This is a genomic window from Paraburkholderia sp. JPY419 (genome assembly GCF_050435705.1).
Taxonomy (GTDB): Bacteria; Pseudomonadota; Gammaproteobacteria; order Burkholderiales; family Burkholderiaceae; genus Paraburkholderia; species Paraburkholderia youngii.
Genome location: NZ_JBNDKV010000001.1, coordinates 600,790 through 615,694, shown reverse-complemented (window position 1 = coordinate 615,694; position 14,905 = coordinate 600,790). Strand labels below are relative to the sequence as shown.

At 62.9% G+C, this 14,905-nt stretch carries 12 protein-coding genes and 3 pseudogenes; 11 read left to right on the top strand and 4 right to left on the bottom strand.

Annotated elements, in window-relative coordinates; all coding sequences use genetic code 11:
- The first annotated feature begins 89 nt into the window (after positions 1 to 89).
- Complete coding sequence (locus tag QFZ91_RS02875; protein WP_176385268.1) at positions 90 to 1,223, top strand: substrate-binding domain-containing protein; 1,134 nt, start codon at positions 90 to 92, stop codon at positions 1,221 to 1,223.
- On the top strand, positions 1,220 to 4,042 hold the full coding sequence (locus QFZ91_RS02870) for an ATP-binding protein (protein ID WP_429566181.1): 2,823 nt from the start codon (positions 1,220 to 1,222) through the stop codon (positions 4,040 to 4,042). Before QFZ91_RS02875 ends, QFZ91_RS02870 begins: the two co-directional genes overlap by 4 nt.
- 38 nt (positions 4,043 to 4,080) lie before the next feature.
- On the opposite strand, the gene QFZ91_RS02865 is transcribed toward QFZ91_RS02870, so the two are convergent.
- A complete protein-coding gene (locus tag QFZ91_RS02865) occupies positions 4,081 to 5,661 on the bottom strand; it encodes a response regulator (protein WP_429566180.1) in 1,581 nt (526 codons plus the stop codon).
- A 213-nt stretch (positions 5,662 to 5,874) separates the two neighbouring features.
- Entirely contained in the window at positions 5,875 to 6,192 is a 318-nt protein-coding gene (locus tag QFZ91_RS02860) for a hypothetical protein (protein WP_176385274.1), read from the bottom strand.
- Positions 6,193 to 6,449: 257 nt separating this feature from the next.
- Between QFZ91_RS02860 and QFZ91_RS02855 the strand changes: the two genes are divergently transcribed.
- Positions 6,450 to 6,680 (top strand): hypothetical protein, encoded by a 231-nt coding sequence (locus QFZ91_RS02855; protein ID WP_176385276.1) that lies wholly within the window; start codon positions 6,450 to 6,452, stop codon positions 6,678 to 6,680.
- A gap of 169 nt (positions 6,681 to 6,849) precedes the next feature.
- Here QFZ91_RS02855 and QFZ91_RS02850 read toward each other — a convergent pair whose 3' ends face one another.
- A complete protein-coding gene (locus QFZ91_RS02850) occupies positions 6,850 to 7,158 on the bottom strand; it encodes a hypothetical protein (protein WP_429566179.1) in 309 nt (102 codons plus the stop codon).
- A 345-nt stretch (positions 7,159 to 7,503) separates the two neighbouring features.
- Here QFZ91_RS02850 and QFZ91_RS02845 point away from each other — a divergent pair, with 345 nt between their 5' ends.
- Positions 7,504 to 8,046 (top strand): plasmid fertility inhibition factor family protein, encoded by a 543-nt coding sequence (locus QFZ91_RS02845; RefSeq protein ID WP_429566178.1) that lies wholly within the window; start codon positions 7,504 to 7,506, stop codon positions 8,044 to 8,046.
- A gap of 87 nt (positions 8,047 to 8,133) precedes the next feature.
- Here QFZ91_RS02845 and QFZ91_RS02840 read toward each other — a convergent pair whose 3' ends face one another.
- Entirely contained in the window at positions 8,134 to 9,549 is a 1,416-nt protein-coding gene (locus QFZ91_RS02840; protein WP_429566177.1) for a sigma-54 interaction domain-containing protein, read from the bottom strand.
- Positions 9,550 to 9,809: 260 nt separating this feature from the next.
- Here QFZ91_RS02840 and QFZ91_RS02835 point away from each other — a divergent pair, with 260 nt between their 5' ends.
- The 7 genes and pseudogenes from QFZ91_RS02835 (at position 9,810) to QFZ91_RS02805 (ending at position 14,850) form a co-directional block, all read left to right on the top strand.
- Positions 9,810 to 10,691, top strand: coding sequence for an MBL fold metallo-hydrolase (locus QFZ91_RS02835; protein WP_429566176.1), 882 nt, complete (start codon positions 9,810 to 9,812; stop codon positions 10,689 to 10,691).
- 34 nt (positions 10,692 to 10,725) lie between these two features.
- A pseudogene (locus tag QFZ91_RS02830) lies at positions 10,726 to 10,953 on the top strand (FAD/NAD(P)-binding protein); the annotation flags it as partial.
- A pseudogene (locus QFZ91_RS02825) lies at positions 10,944 to 11,643 on the top strand (sulfite exporter TauE/SafE family protein); the annotation flags it as partial. The pseudogenes QFZ91_RS02830 and QFZ91_RS02825, both read left to right, overlap by 10 nt.
- Positions 11,644 to 11,691: 48 nt before the next feature.
- Complete coding sequence (locus QFZ91_RS02820; RefSeq protein WP_429566175.1) at positions 11,692 to 12,123, top strand: YeeE/YedE family protein; 432 nt, start codon at positions 11,692 to 11,694, stop codon at positions 12,121 to 12,123.
- Position 12,124: 1 nt separating this feature from the next.
- A pseudogene (locus QFZ91_RS02815) lies at positions 12,125 to 12,563 on the top strand (DUF6691 family protein).
- A gap of 63 nt (positions 12,564 to 12,626) precedes the next feature.
- Positions 12,627 to 13,157, top strand: a complete 531-nt coding sequence (locus tag QFZ91_RS02810; RefSeq protein ID WP_429566174.1) for a cytochrome b — start codon at positions 12,627 to 12,629, stop codon at positions 13,155 to 13,157.
- A 307-nt stretch (positions 13,158 to 13,464) separates the two neighbouring features.
- On the top strand, positions 13,465 to 14,850 hold the full coding sequence (locus QFZ91_RS02805) for a cytochrome C (protein ID WP_429566173.1): 1,386 nt from the start codon (positions 13,465 to 13,467) through the stop codon (positions 14,848 to 14,850).
- The last annotated feature ends 55 nt before the right edge of the window (positions 14,851 to 14,905 follow it).

The window sequence follows — 14,905 nt, the reverse complement described above, 5'->3', positions numbered from 1 at the left end:
ATCCGGTTGTAATATGCTAACCAGCAAATGCTCCGCGAGCAGCTCGGGCGAAACCAATCGATCTCGACGGAGCCCCGTGGAGGGACAGCATGAGAGGCTTCCTTCTGGCATTGGCATGCGCGTGTGAGCTGTCGGCGGCCACGGCGCAGGATTTGTTACCTGCCCCTTCGACTTCAGCGCCGGTCGCCGCGACGGACTTTCTGGCCATGGCGAAGCGAGTGGTCGACGCCGCTTCGCGACCCGCTGCGCCCTGGAGCGGGCCGCGCAATGGCCCGCGCGCGCAATCCGGAAAGCATATCGCCGTGGTCGCCGAGGATTTGCGCAACGGCGGCATCCTCGGGGTGGTCGGTGGTGTGCTGGAGGCGGCCAAGGTCATAGGCTGGCGGGTCAGGATCTTCGATTCCGGCGGTACGGCCGAGCTCCGTCTGAAGATGCTCGCGAATGCGCTGGCAGGCCACCCCGACGGTCTGATCCTCGCCGGGGGCGACGCACATGCGCTGCTCCCCGCACTGCGGCAGTTTGCCGACGGCAACATCCCGATCGTCGGCTGGCACGTGGCGGCGCGGGCCGGACCCGTGGCAGGCACGCCCGTCGCGATGAACGTCTCGACGGATCCGCTCGAGGTTGCACGGGTGACCGCGCTCGCGGCCATCGTGCAGTCTGCCGGACATGCGGGCGTCGTCATCTTCACCGATACCGGTTTCCGGATCGCACAGGAAAAGGCGGACGCAATGGCTGCTCTCGTTCGCAAGTGCAGTGGCTGTACCCTGCTTGAAGTGCGCGACGTGGCGATCTCGCGCAGCGAGAAGCTGATGCCAGAGGCGACACGCGCCCTGCTCGCGCGTTACGGCCCGCGCTGGACCTGTGCGCTGGGGATCAACGACATCTACTTCGACTACGCCGTGCCGGTATTGACGCAGGCGGGAATACCAAACGCCGCAATGATCATGCTGTCGGCCGGCGACGGCAGCGAGTCCGCCTTCCTGCGCATCCGCACGGGTACGTTCCAGACGGGGACCGTCGCCGAACCCCTGAATCTGCACGGCTGGCAGTTGGTCGACGAACTGAACCGGCTTTTCGCCGGAGAAGGCGTAACGGGTTACGTGAGCCCCGTGCATCTCGTCACGGCGGACAACATCGCCGCTGACGGCGGCGATCATCTGCTCTACGATCCTGACAACGGCTATCGCGACATTTATCGTCGGATCTGGCAACGCCCGTGAAACTGCCATTCCCACAATCGCTGACCGCTCAGTTTGCGCTCGTCGCCTCGTGCCTGGCCGCGCTGGTGGTCGTGATCGGCGCCACGTCGATCTACTCGTTGGCCACTTCGGCCTATTCGATCCGTCAGCTCGCCGAAGAGCGGCTCGCCCGCCTCGTGGATGCGCAGGATCTCGTGCAGCACACGCTGACGATCGAACGCCTCGCGTTGCAGCTGTCTAGCGACGATACGGTTGAAGCCGTGCGCGAGACGCATCGGCAGGTGCTCGAACAGTTGGCATCCTTCGACGGCCTGGTCAGCCGGCTGGCGTCGGCGACCACGAGCGAAGACCCGGGCGTCGACCCGCTGACACTTTATCGGTCGAGCCAACGCTTTCGCAACATCGTCAACATCGAGGCGCAGGTGCGCGAGACCGCGCTCGCCCGCCGGGCTGCCTCGGCGTCGGTGCAACCGGCAGGCGTGTCGCTGGCCAGCCTCGACGCGGATCTGCGCGGCGCGGCCGACGCGCTCGCCGCCGCGGCGCACCGGCAGTCGGATGATTTGACGAGCGAATACCGCGAAGCAGTCCAGGATCTGGCCGCTCGCGCGGATCGCACTCGTAAATGGGTGGCAGGCGGACTCGCTGTCAGCCTGTTGCTCACCTGGCTAATCGCCCGCGAATTCCTCGGGCGCCATGTGGTGGCGCGCCTGCGCCGCGTCAGCCATTTTCTGCGACATGGCGATGCCGGGAACCCGCAAGCTGGCGTCCCCGTGCACGGCGGCGACGAGATCGCCGATATGGCGCGTGCTGTCGAGCAGTTCCTCGAAGACCGGCGCCAACGCCGCCAGGCCGAGCAGGCGCTAAAAGAACTCAACGCCGGACTCGAGGCACGCGTCGCCCAGCGCACGGCGGAACTCAGTACGGCGCTCGCGGGTCAAGCCGCCGAAATCGCCGAACGTCAGCACGCCGAAGATGCGCTTCGGGAAAGCGAGAACTTTCTTAACAGCATCATCGAAAACATCCCGGACATGGTCTTCGTCAAGGAGGCCGAGACCTTCCATTTCGTGCGCTTCAACAGGGCGGCGGAGCGACTCCTCGGCTACCGGCGCGAGGAACTCCTCGGCCGCTCCGTCCATGACCTGTTTCCCGTCGACGAGGCCAATTTCTTCGCGCTGAAGGATCGCGCGGTGCTGGAGTCGCGACAAATGATCGACATCCCGGAGGAGCCGGTTCATACGCGCCATGGACTTCGCCTCGTGCACACGATGAAGATTCCGATCGTCGATGTGCGCGGCGAGCCCCGGTTCCTGCTCGGTATCTCACGTGATATCACGGAGCAAAAGCATGCCGAAGCGGAGTTGCGGCGCTATCGCGAGCACCTCGAAGACATGATTCGCGAGCGGACAGCGGAACTAGCCGTTGCCAAGGAGCGTGCCGATGCGGCCAATCAGGCAAAGAGTCAGTTTCTGGCACACATGAGCCACGAACTACGCACGCCGCTCAACGGAATTCTCGGGTACGCGCAAATCCTCAAGCGCGACACGACCCTCGATCAGCACCAGCTCGACGGACTTGCAGTGATTCAGCGCAGCGGCGAACACCTGCTTACGCTCATCGACGACATCCTGGATATCGCCAAAATCGAGGCCGGGAGAATGGAACTCAATCTGTCCGACGTCCCGCTCGAACAGTTCGTCTCTTTTATCGCCGAGACGATACGGGTGAAGGCCACGGAAAAAGGCCTGGCCTTCGTTTGCGAGATGCCGCCGGATCTGCCCGCGTGTGTGCGGGTGGACGAAATACGGTTACGCCAGGCGCTGCTCAACCTGCTGTCGAACGCGATCAGATTTACCGAGCAGGGAAGCGTGCGTCTGCGCGTCGCTTTCACACCGCCGACGCGACTATGTTTTGAAGTCCGCGACACCGGCATCGGCATAGATCAAGGGCGTCTGGAGGAAATCTTCAGTCCTTTCGAGCAGGTCAGCGAGGACCATCATCGCTTTGGCGGTACGGGCCTCGGGCTAGCCATTAGCCGGCAACTCGTGCGCCTGATGGGAGGCGAGATCCGTGTCGAAAGTCGCCGCGATATAGGCAGCGCCTTTTCGATCGAGCTGGACGTCGAGGTGGTAGCGCCTTGCGCGGCTGTCGCCACGCCCGAACGAATCGTGAGCGGCTACAGAGGGCCGCGCAAAACTATCCTCGTTGTGGATGACGTGGCGGAGAACCGTGCCGTGATGGTCGATATGCTCGGTCCGCTCGGATTCGATATGGCGCAGGCGGGTAATGGATCTGAAGCAATGGAGAAAATCGAATCCCTGCATCCTGCGCTCGTCCTGATGGACGTGGTCATGCCCGGGACGGACGGCCTCGAAGCCACGCGTCGCTTGCGCCAGATGGCCGAGTTCCGGGAGCTCCCGATCGTCGCAGTCTCCGCACGCGCGTCGAGAACCGATGCGGCGCAAAGTCTGGAGGCCGGCGCAAATGCCTTTCTGGCCAAACCGATCGACTTCGGCCAGCTTTTGTCCGTCGTCGCGGCGCTCCTGAATGTCGAGTGGATCGATGCAGCTTCAGAGGCGCAAGTCACTGAAGCGGGACCATCTGCTGGACCCGCCGTCGCGCCTCTTCCGGACGACTTGAAGGCGCCTCCGCCGGAGGAAATTCAAGCGCTGCATTACCTCGCGCGACTCGGCGATATGCGTGCCATTGCGCAACACGCGCAACACTTGACCGAGCTCGACGAGCGCTATCGACCCTTCGCGGACCACCTCAGCAGGTTGGCGAAGGCTTACCGGTCCAAGTCGATTCTCAATTTCGTCGAGCAATATCTGGAAGGAAGATAAATCCGATGATTTGCGCCGCGGAACGTGAATCGCTGGGCTTACCTTCCAACAGCATCGAGCGGAATGTGAATCGAAACCATGGTGCCCGCGCCGGGCGCGCTGTCGATTGAAAGCGATCCGCCGATCAGCCGCGCGCGCTCGTTCATGCCGAGCAGGCCATATGAATAGTCGCGCCTCACGACTTGCTGATCGAAGCCTCGGCCGTCGTCACGCACCTGCAGCAGGAGCTTCGCCGCTGTCGAAACAAGCGTCACCTCGACATGTGTGGCGTCCGCGTGCCGCGCGACGTTCGTCAGCGACGCCTGTGCGATGCGAAACAGGGCCGTCGCATGGGCGTCGGACAACGCGGGGTCGCCGCCTTCGATGCGCAATTCACACGCAATCGCATGGCGGCGGTTGAACTCCTCGACAAGCCATTCGAGCGCAGACACGATTCCGAAGTTGAGCGCGGCAGGGCGCAAATGGCTCGCGACATTGCGCACCATCGAGATCGTGCCTTCGACCAGTTGACGCATATCATCGGCTTTCTTCGACGCTTCCGCGTCGTGCGCTATGCGCATCTTGAGCAACGACACGTCCATCTTGAGTGCAGTCAGCAATTGGCCCAGTTCGTCGTGAATCTCCATCGCGATGCGCTTTCTCTCTTCCTCGCGGATCGCCTCCATATACGCGGACAGCTCGCGCTGCTGCTCGCGTGATTCGACGAGTTCCTGTTCCATCTGCTTGCGACCCGTAATGTCGTTCAGGCCGACATAGATCGCGGGAGCATCGTCGTAAGTCGCGACGCGCGCCGTCGCCATCGCCCAGAACCGTGTACCGTCCGCACGCCGGAACTGTATCTCCCTATCGCGCAAGCTGCCCTCCGTGCGCAGATGCTCGATCAGACGCTCGCGCTCCCCCCGGTCGGCGTAGAAATCCGTGATATTGGCGGACAAGCGTTCGTCCATGCCGAACAGTTCGCGCAGCGGCTGATTCGTGTACAGGATGTGCCCGTCAGGCATCGACGTGATGCACAGCGGCACCGGGCTCGTTTCGACGATCGCGCGAAAGCGGGCCTCGCTTGCCTGCAAGCACGCGTTCGCGCGCGCCAGTTCTTCCGTACGCAAAGCGACACGCCGCTCGAGATCGTCGCGCGCTTGCGATAACGCAGCCTCCGTTTCCTTGCGCATGGCCACTTCCGCCAGCAGTTGCCGGTTTTGCGCGAGAACCTGCTTGTGCATCACCCGCAGCTCGAGATGCACGCCGACGCGCGCGACCATCTCGTCGACGCGCAACGGCTTGGTCACATAGTCGACGCCACCTGCAAGAAAACCTTCGACGCGGTCCTCGTTGCCCGTCAGCGAGGTCATGAACAGGACGGGAATATCGCGCGTGCGCTCATCGAGCTTGAGGCGTCGACAGGTCTCAAAGCCGTCGATGCCCGGCATCTTCACGTCGAGCAGGATCACATCGGGCTGCGAGAAGACCGCGCGCTCCAACGCTTCGATACCGTCGAGCGCCACCAGCACGCGTATGCCTCGCGCTTCCAGACTGTCGACAACTACGCCGAGATTGCCCGGCGTATCGTCGACTATCAGAATAGTGCCGGTCTGCGCGACCGGGGTGGCGAAATGGCTCATGATGCGGTGTTCCCTTTCAGAGACCGCTCAACGAGTTGCAGGCTGTCCTATTCTGCACTCGATGTCAGAGCCTGGTCTATCGCGCGCTCAAAGGTTTTGAAACGTCCGATGACACAGCCGCGCCGCGGCCTCACTGCCGCCGCACGCTGCTCGCCTCTCGCCGCTCGCACGCTTTGCTCCGCTCTTCTGCGTTTTTTGCTGCGTTGCGGCTCGCTATTGCGCCGCCTCGCCCACCACGGCCAGCAGCCGGACTGCGCGAGGCTCGGTCAGTTCGTCGATCAGGTCGGCTACTTCGCACAGCGCGCGAAAGTCATACTCGTTGATCTGCTCCGCGTGATTGCGACGCAATTCGCGCATCGTTTCACCCAGCCGTTTGAGCGCGTTGGGCGTGCTGTCGATCAGCGGCCAGCAGTGCATCAAATATGCGAGCGATTTCACGCTGCGCGCCTCGCACCACGCGTCGAACAGTCGTAGACATATCGAGTCGATCTGTTCGACGACGTTCTCCCGCTCCGACAGATAGCCCATCATGATCCATCACTTCGACATTGCATTTCGATACCTCATCATCTATGAGCAGAAGTCGTGTCGCATTCAGTGCAAGCTGGAAAACCGGGGTGACACATCCTGATTCGCGTGTCAGGAAATCCTTAGGCCATGCCGATTCCGATGGAGCAAATCCTGACGGCTAAAACCAGCCCTTCCTGAGACGACATTCCGCCGGTGCCGATTGGACGCACTCGCCGATCGCCATAGCATCGACGCATCGTGCATCGAGGGGGGAAATCATGGCGGGCAATATATCGTTGCGTTCTCAGGTCGAAAAACTCATCGGTCCGCAGGACGTGATCCAACTGCGCGCGTGGCTCAGCGACTGGTACGACTATGTATTCGCCGTGGGCTACATCCACCCGCCCTTCACACTCGATGAGGCGACAGCCGACCGGCTCGAAGGCTACTTCAAGGCGGGCCTGACGCCAGCCGAAGGTGCAATTCTGTTCTTCGGCATCGTGCATTGAGAGGCGAGCGGCGAGCTTCGAAGAGTTCGACGGAGCTGCCAGCAAGCGTTGCCGCACAAGCGCCAGGAGAAACCCCCTTTGATCGCATGAGCGGGTCCGACCGCCAGTTCATCCGGCAGATCGTTTGCGACCTTTTCCTTGCGCGCGCGGACCGTGCCATTTTTCTTCGTCAAGATGCCGATCGAATAGACGATCGGACCGTATCATCCAGCGGCGACATGCCCAGCAGCGAGTGAAACGCGAGGCCACTGGCGGCAAAGTAGCGCAGCAACGACAAATCCGCGTCTGCCGCCTCGTCGTGCAACGCCTTCATTTTCGCTTCGTCCGACGTCTTCATTCCGTCCAGCAGGTTCGGGCTCTCGATAATCGCCGCAAGCACGGCCCGTGCGACGGAGTGCGGCTGATTGACCGATTCCCGGTAAATGGCGATCTGGGCCGCAAGGGTAGGTTCGGCTTTCGACGCGCCCTCTTTTGCCACATACCGGCAAGACAAAGATCAAGTTCAAGAACGTCGATATCGGCGTGATCAAAAGCCTCGAACTCTCCGACGATCACAAGACCGTGATAGCCCACGCGGAGATGTCTACCAACTCCGTCGGTACCGCACGAAATAGCGAGCGTACTGTTCCAGCGAAACGTCGCAATTCTTCTAGCGCCGGGCCGACGCATGTATTCAAATGACGATGCCCCCGCAGCCTCCGACCCGCGAATGCCAGAGCGGGCCTTGCACTGAATGGAGCATTCTCGAAACAGTGGAGCAGTTTGGCTGGACGCTGAGCCGGCCGCGGTCCGCTCGAATTGTTTTCTGCAGATCGGGATTACCGTGCAAACTTACATTGGACCATCTGAATCCGCAATTGCTAGCAAAGCGGCTCTGTTCAAGGTTGCTACCGATCGCGGTCACATCATCATGAGCGTGGACTCCGATCAAGACGAGAACGGAGAGCGCGCAATCGTTGAAGTCCGGCGCGATGCTTTGCTGGGGCTATGGCGGAACTGGACCACAACTGAAAACGAACTCGTCTGCTCGTCTCGTGCACCATCGACCCCGCTGAGAGGAAAGCTTGCGTTCGCCGACGAAGCTTTCATGCTGGGCAGGATCGCCCCTGTACCGCTGGCTGAAGTTCGATGCCGGGTGCGCCCGCAATCGATTGCTCGATCGACCAACGCGTCGTCCTTTGTTCAAACGACGACCCAGCCGTATGTGTGTGTGGCCGATGGCATCGACCGCATGCTCTGGCTCACTTCGACCGGGGCACGCTGCTTTCCGGTCGTGTGCCTGGTACCCGAGGCTCCCTTGCTTTCCCGGCTGGCCGGCACGCCTCGCAGCCAATGGGTCCGGGTTTCAGAACTATTGCGACGCTGAATCGGATGCGCACGCGTGCGGGCAGTCGGTGAGAACCACCTGCGTGAAGGCGAATACGCATACGTTTCGCCACGACGCCCAAAAACGTTAGGCCCCCTCACCACCCGCGATCGCTTTAAGCCGGCGATAAAGCGTGCGCTCGCTCAAACCCAGCTGCGCGGCAAGCTCACTGCGTTTCCCGCGGAACTGCGCCGCTGCGCTCGCGAGTTCCGCATCGGTGAGCTTGCGCGGCAAGCCCAGACCCTCGACCAGCGATTCCTTGGCCGCGCCGGAAGCCTTTTCGCGGACCGCCTCGGGCAAGTGTTCCGGGCGGATCACGCCGCCGTCGGCGAGCAGATTGGCGCGCTCTAGCACGTTGCGCAATTCCCGGATGTTGCCGGGCCACGCATAGGCGCGCAACAGCGCCAACGCCTCGGCCGAAATCGACGCCTTATGCGACGCCCCCGTTCGCGTCGACGCAATGCGCGTCAGGATCGAATCCGCGAGCAGCGCGATGTCGTCGACACGCTCGCGCACCGCGGGCAAATGAATCGGAAACGCACTGATGCGGAAATAGAGGTCAGCGCGAAATTGCCCGTCCGCGACCATCCGCTCTAGCGGCTTGTGCGTGGCCGCGACGAGCCGGAAGTCGGCACGCAGCATATCGGTGCTGCCCACGCGCCTGAAGGTGCCCGTTTCGATCAGCCGCAGCAGCTTCACCTGAATGGAAAGCGGCACGTCGCCAATTTCATCGAGAAACAGCGTGCCGCCCTGCGCGGTTTCGACGAGGCCCTGCTTACGGCTCGTCGCGCCGGTGAACGCGCCTTTCTCGAAGCCGAACAACTCGCTTTCGAACAGCGTCTCGGTGATGCCCGAGCAATCCACCACGACGAACGGCCCCTGGCCGCGGCTGCTCGCTTCGTGCAGAGCATGCGCGAACAGCTCCTTGCCGGTGCCCGATTCGCCGAGCAGCAGCACGGGCAGCATCGAAGGCGCGACGCGCTGCAAAGCGGAAATCGCCTCGTTGAACGCGGGCGCGCGCCCGACCAGACCTTCCGAGCTTGGCCGCGCGGACGCGCTCCTGACCGTGGCGAGACGTTCGACATAGGCGACGATGCGTGCTTGCCGGTCGAAGATCGGCCGCAATTCGACGTCCACGTGCTCCGGGCCTCTCGGCGTGTGATGGATATGCAGCACGCGATCCGCACTGCGATTTTCCGTCGCGCGTTTCATCGGGCAGTGCTCGCCCGCCTGATCGCACGGCACGTCGTAGTGATGGGAAACCTGATAGCAGCGGCGCCCGATGTGCGCCTGGCCTTCGACGCCGAACTGGCGCTGATACGCGCGGTTCGCGGCCAGAATCTGATAGTGCGGATCGAGCACGATCGCCGGTTGCGGATCGTGCTCCAGATACGACACCAACGTGCTCACGTCGGGTCCCACTGCGGCCACGCCGTCAGGCGAGCCACAGGATTGCGACGGAAGCTCGGTCGAAGGCAGCGGCGGAATGTCGGGCGGGATCATCGTGGGTACTCGTTGGCTGCCGCACTATACGCCCGGACCTGCCATTTCTGCCACGACTGCCAAATGGCAGTGACTTTATGCCACGGGTGATGCCGATTGCCAGGCGGGTGCATCTTCAATCCGCCATATCGCGCGCGACAAGCCTCTAAAAATCAGCGTGTTACGAACGAGGGCCGCGACGCCGCCGCTTGATGGCACGACTCCTGCAGTAGTGGGCGCCTCGGACAGGCTTAGTCCGCTAGCGTGAGGAACCCACCGAAATGGCAACCGGCAAGCTCGCCGTCGAGGGCTTCTTCGATCCTGCAACATCGACCGTCAGCTATCTGCTGATGGATGCAGGCACGAGGAATTGCGCATTGATCGACACCGTGCTCGACTACGACCCGAAGTCGGGACGCACCTGCACCGCAAGCGCGGATCGTCTCGCCGCGCGCGTGGAGTCGCTCGGCGCCCGTGTGCAATGGATACTCGAAACCCACGTGCACGCCGATCACCTGTCGGCCGCGCCCTATCTGAAAGCACGGCTCGGCGGTCAGATCGCGAGCGGCGCGCAGGTTACGCGCGTGCAAGCCGTGTTCGGCAAGCTGTTCAACGCGGGGCCTGAGTTTTGCGCTGACGGCTCGCAGTTCGACCGCCTGTTCGACAACGACGAGACGTTCAACGTCGGCGACCTGTCCGTGCGCGTGATGCACACGCCAGGCCACACGCCCGCCTGCGTAACCTATGTCGCGAGCGACGGCAGCGAAGAAGCCGCGTTCATCGGCGACACGCTTTTCACGCCCGACTACGGCACCGCGCGCTGCGATTTCCCCGGCGGCGATGCGGCGGCGCTGTACCGCTCGATCCAGCGCATCCTCGGTCTCGCGCCGCAAACCCGCCTGTATCTGTGCCACGACTATCAGCCGGGCGGCCGGCCGCTGCTGTTCGAGACCACGGTGGCCCATCAGCGCGAACAGAACATCCATGTCCACGACGGCATCGACGAAGCGTCGTTCATCGCGATGCGCACGGCCCGCGATGCCACGCTCGCGATGCCCGTGCTGATCCTGCCTTCGGTGCAGGTCAACATGCGAGCGGGCCACCTGCCACCGCCCGAAAGCGATGGCGTGTCGTACATCAAGGTACCGGTCGATGCGCTGTAAGCGCGACGGCGTGATACAAACATGAGGACCCTACATGCGGAACACGAAACTCACGGACCGTTCGAATCCAGCGGCAGACACGCTCGCCGCCGCCTCGCAACGGATGCGGCCGACGCACCGGCACGACGTGGCGATCGTCGGCGCCGGCGCGGCAGGTATCGCGACGGCATCGAGCCTGCTCGCGCGCTGTCCCGATCTCGACATCGCGGTCATCGATCCCGCCGACACGCACTATTACCAGCCGGGCTGGACCTGGGCTGGCCGCTACAGCAAGCCACGCCGGTCGCGCTCGTCGCGGTGGCCGGCAGCGCAGCGGTGGGCGCGCTCGAGGCGTTCCGCAAGCGGCTCGTCCGCTATCGCGCCGCGCTGCTGATGGCCGCCGCGGGTGTGCCCGCCACCGCCGCCGGCGCGCGCCTCGCGCATGCGTTGCCGCAACGCGTATTGCTCGCGCTGTTCGCCGCGGTGATGCTGGTCGTCGCGTTCCGGCTGCTGCGTCAGACGCTCGCGCGCCGCGCGTCGGGCGAGCCGCAATCGTCGATGTGCGTCGCGCATGTCGACCCGGCGACTGGCCGCTTTCGCTGGACCTGGCCGACCGCAGCCGCGCTCGCGGCCACCGGGTCGCTGACCGGATTGATGACAGGTATGCTCGGCGTCGGCGGCGGCTTCATCATCGTGCCGATGATGCGCAAGCTGACCGACGTGTCGATGCACGGCATCGTCGCGACTTCGTTGATGGTGATTGCGCTCGTCGGCAGTGGCGGCGTTCTCGCGACGGCCACGCACGGCGCGACACTTCCACTCGAAGTCGCGTTGTGGTTCACTGGCGCCACCGCCGCCGGAATGCTCAGCGGGCGGCTCGCATCGCATCGCCGCCCATCATGTGCAGTTGGGCTTTGCGAGCATCCTCGTGTGCGTGGCGCTCGGCCTGCTGGTCAAAGCGGCGCTGATGTAAGCGCTGCTGCTGCCCTCCAACCCACCCAACGATCAAACAGAGCGAACGATGATCGATCTCGACCATTTCACCCCGATCGCCTCCCTGTGCGGAGGCCTGCTGATCGGCGTCGCGGCTGCGGCGATGGTGCTTTTGCTGGGCCGCATCGCCGGAATCAGCGGGATAGTCGGCGGCCTGCTGCGCTGGACGAAGCGCGAGGGCGCATGGCGCGCCGCCTTCGTCGCCGGGCTGATCGTTGCCGCGCTGATCGCGCGCGCGCTCGATGCACCTGTCGCGATCACCGTCGACGCGTCGTGGCCCGCCGTGGTCGCGGCCGGCTTGCTGGTCGGCATCGGCACCCGCTACGGCAGCGGCTGCACGAGCGGACACGGCGTGTGCGGCATTTCACGCGGCGCCACGCGCTCGCTGGTCGCGACGGCGACGTTCATGGCGGCCGGCTTCGTCACCGTCTATATCATTCGACATCTTCTCGGAGCCTAAGATGGCAACAGCTGTTTCATTCGTATGCGGGCTGCTGTTCGGCTTCGGCCTGCTGTTGTCGGGCATGGCGAACCCCGCGAAAGTGCAGGGCTTCCTCGATCTCGCCGGACGCTGGAACCCGTCGCTCGCTTTCGTACATGATGGGCGCGGTGGCCGTCGCGGCAATCGGCTTCGCGATCGGGAAACGCCGCGACAAGTCGCTGCTCGGATTGCCGATGCAAATTCCCGCGTCGACGCACGTCACGGCAAGGCTGGTGCTGGGCAGTGGCGCGTTCGGCGTCGGCTGGGGAATTGCAGGGTTCTGTCCCGGCCCCGCGCTCGTCGCGCTCGGGCTCGGGTCGGCCAAAGCGTGGGTATTCGTGGCGGCGATGATCGCGGGAATGGCCATCTTCGAGTTATTCGAACGGCGCAGACAGGCGGCCTTGGCGACCGGTTCTTAACCTGACCTTAAGGTGCCGCCGTGTACGATCCATTTCGACAGAAACCAACTCACAGGCGCCCCTATGCAAGTCTCGACTGAACACCGCTATGACATCGTCGCCCGTTTGCTCCATTGGCTCGTCGTCGGGCTGGTAGCCGCGCAGTTCGCGATCGGCTGGACGATGCCGGACGTGCACCGCGATACCGTGCCGGACGGCGAGATCGCCTGGCACCTTGGCGTCGGCACCGCACTGCTCGCGGCGATGGTGTTGCGGGTGCTGTGGCGCGTGACTCACCCGTCGCCGCCGGACAATCTGCCGCCGCTGTTTCGCGTCGCCTCCAAAGTCACCCACCTGGCGCTGTACGTGCTGCTCGTGCTGGTGCCGCTGCTCGGCTGGATCAACGCTTCGTCGCGCACATGGACGGTACGCCTCGGCGGACTTGTTTCGTTACCCTCACTGTCGGCACCCGGCTCGTCATTCGGGCATGCAATGGGCGATGTGCATGGCGTTCTCGCGTGGGTGCTGTTCGGTGTCATCTGCCTGCATATCGCTGCCGCAATGTTTCATCAGTTCGTCTCCGGCGACCGCGTTCTACAGCGCATGAAGATCTAGCGCGACCCCGAATAACCAAAGCCGCGGCAACTCAACAAGGACCCTCTCGATCTCCCGCCTTGCGCGTTCAAGCGCATGCGCGGGAATAAATCGGCGTGCGCGTTCGTTCTGGAGTCTGGAGAAAGCGCTTCGCGCAGGCAAGCATCAACCCCAACGCGGCATCAGCTTGCCCCACTACGCCGATGTAAATGCGACGCCGGTCATGCCGAGCGCGAAGTGCGATGCTGTCGCCCAGTTTCCGCAGTGGGCAGGGATTCGTGCGCGCTGCGCATGACCGAATGCGGAACTGGCTGTCGGGGAGACGGACATGTCAAAGGCAATTTCAGGCGACGATGCCGCCCATCGGCTGATGGGTCACTTCTGGATGCTGGCGCTCGCCGTGCTTTGCCTGCTGGTTGCTCCAGTCGTTCGAGCGCTGCCTGTTTTCGCCCGTCAAACAGGGCAAAGCTGCGTCGCGTGTCACGCGGGCGGACAGTTTCCCGAACTGACGCCGTACGGTCGAATGTTCAAGCTCAATGGATATACCTTCGGCGAACGTACGGTCCCGATCGCCGTGATGGCGATGCTCGACATGACCAGGACGAGGCTCAACCATGATGCCAGCGGCAATATCGTCTCGCCCAAAGACGGTCTGCCGATCTTCGATTCAGCCAGCATCTTCCTCGCCGGCAAGATCACCGACAGGATCGGTGCGTTCACGCAATTCACCTACTCGAACTACGACCATCAGGGCAGCGACGGACACTGGATCGGCCACTGGGCATCGGACAACATGGATTTCCGTTATGTGGACAGGATCATAGGGGACGCCAGCGACCTGATTCTCGGCACCACCCTGCACAACAATCCGACCGTGCAGGACGTGTGGAACAGTTCTCCGGCATGGAGTTATCCGTACATTTCCTCTTCGATCAGCACGGTCGGCTCACCCCAGTTTCTGCCACTCCTCGAAGGCACACTCGCGCAGCAGGTCGTGGGTGCGGGCGGCTACCTCTACTGGAACCGGACCGTCTATGCGGAGGTGTCGCTGTATAGCACCGCTGATGGCATCTGGTCGTTCATGAGCAAGGGCAACAAGGCCGGCGACCCCAACCACCCGCAGATCTATCTGAAGGGTCAAAATCCGTACTGGCGTCTGGCCCTGACTCATGAGTGGGGGCCGCACAACATCATGGTGGGAACATTTGGCATCAATGCGAACGTCTATCCGAACGACGCGAACTCGATGCCGATCTTTACCCAGGGTGTCACCCGTTATCGCGACATCGGTGTGGATGCGCAGTACCAGTACATCCTCGACCCGAACACCGTCACCGCACAGGCGCGCTACATCCATGAAAACATCAGCGATCCGAGTAACTTCGTGTTTGGCAACAGCCAGTCAGCGAATCTGAATTCCTTACGCCTGAAAGCCTCGTACATCTATCAGGCCAAATATGGCGTGAGTCTTTCGTTCTTCAACGTGACTGGCACCGCGGATAGTGTTGCGTACGCCGGCAGCGCGAACTCGTCGCCGGCCACGCAAGGGTGGATGCCCGAGATCTTCTGGATTCCGGTTCCGAACATTCGCGTCGGTCTTCAATACACGCATTTCACCAAATACCTCGGCGCCCGGTCGAATTACGACGGCCATGGACGCAATGCGAGCGACAACGACACGCTATTTCTATACCTATGGGCCGCGTACTGGTGACGGTATCGGCTCACGTTCTTTAGAAGGCTCATCGATGAAACATCCAGCGAATTCC